Genomic DNA, 4764 nt, shown 5'->3' with positions numbered 1-4764 from the left:
GAACTGGCTGGCCGTCTACCCGGAACTGGTGCTGCTCGGGATGGCCAGCGTGGTCGCGATGGTCGACCTGTGGGTCACCGATCCGAAGCGCACGCCCACCTACTGGCTGACGCAGGCGACGCTCGCCGTCGTCGGCGTCATGCACCTGGCGTACTTCGATGCCGGCTTCACCGTCTACGGCATGCAGCGCATGATGGTCACCGACCCGCTCGGCCACCTGCTGGGCTTCTTCGCGTCGCTTGCGGTGATGGTGACGCTGGTCTATGCCCGGCCGTACGCCGAGAGCCGCGACATGCTGAAGGGCGAGCTGTTCACGCTGTCGCTGTTCTCGATGCTCGGCATCTCGGTGATGCTGGCGGCGAACAACTTCCTCGTGATCTACCTCGGCCTGGAGCTGATGTCGCTGTCGCTGTACGCGCTGACCGCGATGCGCCGCGACCATGCCCAGTCGACCGAAGCCGCGATGAAGTACTTCGTGCTCGGCGCGCTGGCCAGCGGCTTCCTGCTGTACGGCCTGTCGATGATGTACGGCGCGACCGGCTCGCTCGACATCCCGACGGTGTTCAACGCGATCGCCACCGGCCAGATCAACCCGACCGTGCTGGTGTTCGGCGTGGTGTTCATCGTCGCCGGCCTCGCGTTCAAGCTCGGCGCGGTGCCGTTCCACATGTGGCTGCCCGACGTCTACCACGGTGCGCCGACCGCGGTCACCTTGCTGATCGCCGGCGCGCCGAAGCTCGCGGCCTTCGCGATGACCTTCCGCCTGCTGGTGGAGGGCCTGTCGGGCGTGGCCGGCGACTGGCAGCAGATGATGATGGTGCTGGCGATCGCGTCGATGTTCCTCGGCAACCTCGCCGCCATCGCGCAGAGCAACCTGAAGCGGATGCTCGCGTACTCGACGATCGCGCAGATCGGCTTCGTGCTGCTCGGCTTCACGACCACGGTGATCACCGGCAACACGCTGTCGGCCTCGAACGGCTACAGCTCGGCGCTGTTCTACATGGTCACCTACGTCTTCACGACGCTCGGCACCTTCGGCGTGATCATGCTGCTGTCGCGCCAGGGTTTCGAGTCGGAGAACATCGACGACCTGAAGGGCCTGGGCAAGCGCAACCCGTGGTTCGCCGGCGTGATGGCGATCTTCATGTTCTCGCTGGCCGGCATTCCGCCGACGGTGGGCTTCTATGCCAAGCTCGCGGTGCTGCAGGCGCTGGTCACGACCAATGTGCCGTTCTACATCGGCGTCGCGGTGCTGGCGGTGATGCTGTCGCTGGTGGGCGCGTTCTACTACCTGCGCCTGGTGAAGGTGATGTATTTCGAGGACCCGGTGGACACCCATCCGGTGATCGCCCCGAACGACGTGCGGGTGGTGCTGTCGCTGAACGGCGCGGCCGTGCTGTTCTTCGGAATCCTGCCCGGCGGCCTGATGGCGCTGTGTTCGCAGGCCATCGTCAAAGCCTTGTCCACCTGAAGTCGTTGCGGAATTGGCGCGCCGGCCGCTGGGGCATCGCCCTGCAGGCTGCGCGGCGCTGAGCGTCTGCTGATAATGCGCGCATGAAAGTGCTCAACCTGTGCTGCGCGCACGACCATCGCTTCGAAGGCTGGTTCGGCTCGGAAGCCGATTTCCAGTCGCAATTCGAAGGCGGGCTGGTCGAATGCCCGCTGTGCGGCGACAAGACTGTCACCCGGCTGCCGAGCGCGCCCAGGCTGAATGTGTCAGGCGCGCGTGAACCCAAGGCCCCCACGCCAGCGGCGCAGCACCCGGTGCCGGCCACGCCGGAGGCGATGACGATGCAGGCGATGTGGTTGAAGGCCGTGCAGCACGTGATGGCGAACACCGACGATGTGGGTGAGCGCTTTGCCGAAGAGGCCCGGCGCATCCACTACGGAGAAGCCGAAGAGCGCGCGATCCGCGGCCGTGCGACACGCGAGGATGCGCAGGCACTGGCCGAGGAGGGCATCGACGTGATGTCGCTGCCGTTGCCGGCGGCTGCGAAGGGCACGCTGCAATAGCTGTTGGGCGCTCTGCGCGAGCAAAGGCGCGGGTGGGGGATGTGGGGCTCGCCCTACGCGCCTTTTCGCGCGGAAGGAACGCCTACACGACCTTGCCAGGATTCATCAGGCCGTTCGGATCCAGTGCCTGCTTGATGCTGCGCATCAACCCCAGCGCCACCGGCGACTTGCGCACGGCAAGCTCGTCGCGCTTCAACGCCCCGATCCCGTGCTCCGCCGAGATCGACCCGCCACACGCTCCCACCGCGTCGTAGACGATGGTGTTGACCGCCGCTTCGTGCTGCAGCAGGAACTGCTTCGCGTCGCCGCCTTCGGGCGCCTGCACGTTGTAGTGCAGGTTGCCGTCGCCCAGGTGGCCGAAGTTGACCAGCCGCACCCCCGGCAACGCGGCGCGCAACGCCGCATCGGTGGCGGCCACGAAGTCGACGATGCGCGACACCGGCAGCGAGATGTCGTGCTTGATGTTCAAGCCTTCCTCCGACTGCGCCAGCGGGATCGACTCGCGCAGGTGCCACAGGCCGTTCGACTGCTCGATGCTCTCGGCCACCGCGGCATCGGTGATCAGCCCACGCTCCAGCGCGGTTTCCAGCAGGCCCTCGAACAGCGCCCGGGCGTGCTGCTCGCCCTCGGTGTCGGACTGCTCCAGCAGCACCGTCCACGGCGACGGCGGCAAGGGCTGGCGCAGTTGCGGGTAGTGGCGGCGCACCAGCCCGAGCGCGAACTCGCCCATCAGCTCGAACCCGGTGAGGCCGGCACCCAGCCGCGCCTGCGCAAGTTGCAGCAGTGCGACAGCGGACGGCAGGTCCGGCAGCGCGGCCAGCGCCGTCAGCGTCGCCGCGGGTTGCGGGTAGAGCTTCAGCGTGGCCGCGGTGATGATGCCGAGCGTGCCCTCGCTGCCGATGAAGAGGTCGCGCAGGTCGTAGCCGGTGTTGTCCTTGCGCAGGCCCGACAGGCCGTGCCACACCTCGCCCTGCGCGGTGACGACCTCGAGCCCCAGGCACAGCTCGCGCGCATTGCCGTAGCGCAGCACCTGCGTGCCGCCGGCATTGGTCGCGAGGTTGCCGCCGATCGTGCAGCTGCCCTCGGCCGCGAGGCTGAGCGGAAACAGCAGCCCGTCGGCCGCAGCCGCCTCCTGCACCGACTGCAGCACGCAGCCGGCCTCGACCGTCATCGTCAGGTTGGCCGCATCGATGCTGCGCACGCGGTCCATGCGCGACAGCGTCAGCAGCACCTGGGTGCCGCTGTCGTCCGGCACGCCGCCGCCAACCAGCCCGGTGTTGCCGCCCTGCGGCACGATGGCCGTGCCATGCCGCGCGCAGACGGCGACCACCTGGGCCACCTCGTCGGTCGAGCTCGGCCGCACGACGGCCAGCGCACGGCCGCGGTAGCGCCTGCGCCAGTCCTGTTCGTAGCCGGCCAGGTCGCCGTCGGTCAGCACGTTGGCCGGGCCGACGATCGCGCGCAGCGATTCGAGCAGCAGCGGCTTCATGCGGCCTCCTTCGCGGGTTCGACGGGGGCGGCATGGCCCAATCGCCAGCGCACATGCAGCCCGCAGGCGGTGAACAGCACCAGGCACAGCAGTACCTCGATGAGGCCGAGCACCGTGCCGGGCCCGCGGTCGCTGCCGGCGCGCACCACGCCTTCGATGAAATAGAGCCACACCAGCAGGCTGACCCAGCGGTAGGTGTACATGCGGTGGCGCAGCAGCCCAGCCAGCGCGAAGGCGAGCGGCAGCACCTTCAGCGCGAGCCAGGTGCCGCCCGGCCGCAGCGGCGCGAGCCACAGCTCCCAGGCCACGCCGAGCACGATGAGCCCGGCGAGGCTGCCGACCGCGAGCGCGCGGGTCCACAGCACGACAGGCGGAAGGGGGGCAGAGGAGGCGGAAGGAGCAGGGGGCGCAGTCATCGCTGGCTATGATGCCATCGATGAATCTCCCGACACGCGCCGAAGCCCAAGCCCTGACGTTGACATGGCGGCAGCAGCTCTCGCGCGCACTGCAGACGCTGCAGACCTGGCCGTGGCTCGAGACGCTGGTCACGCTGCGCCAGCGCTTCCGCGAGGACCGCCTGGGCCTGACCGCCAGCAGCCTGACCTTCACGACGCTGATCTCGCTGGTGCCGCTGGTCACGGTGATGCTGGCGGTGTTCACCGCGTTCCCGATGTTCTCGAGCTTCCAGGACGCGCTGCAGAAGTACTTCCTGCAGAGCCTCGTGCCCGATTCGATCGCCAAGCCGGTGCTGGGCGCGCTGACGCAGTTCGCGAGCAAGGCGAACCGGCTCGGCACCTTCGGCCTGGTGGTGCTGGTGTTCACCGCGCTCGCGCTGATGCTGACGATCGACCGCACGCTGAACGCGATCTGGCGCGTGCCCAAGCCGCGGCCGATCGCGCAGCGCGTGCTGGTGTACTGGGCCGCCGTCACGCTCGGGCCGCTGCTGCTGGGCGTGAGCCTGTCGCTCACTTCGTACGCGATCTCGGCCTCGCGCGGCGTGGTCGGCGTGATGCCGGGCGGCGTCAGCTTCCTGCTGAACGTGCTCGAGTTCGCGCTGTTGTCGGCGGCGATGGCGGGCCTGTTCCACTACGTGCCGAACACGCTGGTGCGCTGGCGGCATGCGGCGGCCGGCGGCGTGTTCGTCGCGGCGGGCTTCGAGGTCGCGAAGAAGGGCCTGGGCTGGTACCTGAGCTCGGTGCCGACCTACACCACGCTGTACGGCGCGTTCGCGACGGTGCCGATCCTGCTGATCTGGATCTACC

5 protein-coding genes are annotated in these 4764 nt (G+C 68.6%); 3 read left to right on the top strand and 2 right to left on the bottom strand.

Annotated elements, in window-relative coordinates; translation table 11 throughout:
• Both nuoN and AC1D12_RS25075 read left to right on the top strand, forming a co-directional pair.
• The coding region (nuoN, locus tag AC1D12_RS25080) for an NADH-quinone oxidoreductase subunit NuoN (RefSeq protein WP_477843586.1) at window positions 1–1471 on the top strand (1471 nt) is incomplete at its 5' end.
• A gap of 83 nt (window positions 1472–1554) precedes the next feature.
• Complete coding sequence (locus AC1D12_RS25075; protein WP_465114365.1) at window positions 1555–2013, top strand: DUF1178 family protein; 459 nt, start codon at window positions 1555–1557, stop codon at window positions 2011–2013.
• A gap of 82 nt (window positions 2014–2095) precedes the next feature.
• Here the strand turns inward: AC1D12_RS25075 and AC1D12_RS25070 are convergent, their stop codons facing one another.
• Together AC1D12_RS25070 and AC1D12_RS25065 are read right to left on the bottom strand one after the other, a co-directional pair.
• Window positions 2096–3502, bottom strand: a complete 1407-nt coding sequence (locus tag AC1D12_RS25070) for an FAD-binding oxidoreductase (RefSeq protein WP_477825578.1) — start codon at window positions 3500–3502, stop codon at window positions 2096–2098.
• Window positions 3499–3918 (bottom strand): DUF2069 domain-containing protein, encoded by a 420-nt coding sequence (locus tag AC1D12_RS25065; RefSeq protein ID WP_477825579.1) that lies wholly within the window; start codon window positions 3916–3918, stop codon window positions 3499–3501. Before AC1D12_RS25065 ends, AC1D12_RS25070 begins: the two co-directional genes overlap by 4 nt.
• A gap of 20 nt (window positions 3919–3938) precedes the next feature.
• Between AC1D12_RS25065 and AC1D12_RS25060 the strand changes: the two genes are divergently transcribed.
• Window positions 3939–4764, top strand: an 826-nt coding sequence (locus AC1D12_RS25060; RefSeq protein ID WP_477843584.1) for a YihY family inner membrane protein, incomplete at its 3' end; no start/stop codon positions are given.

The sequence above is a fragment of the Rhizobacter sp. P1_G5 genome (assembly GCF_056405435.1).
The sequence above is the reverse complement of the archived record's forward strand: the minus strand, read 5'-3'. Positions and strand labels throughout refer to the sequence as shown.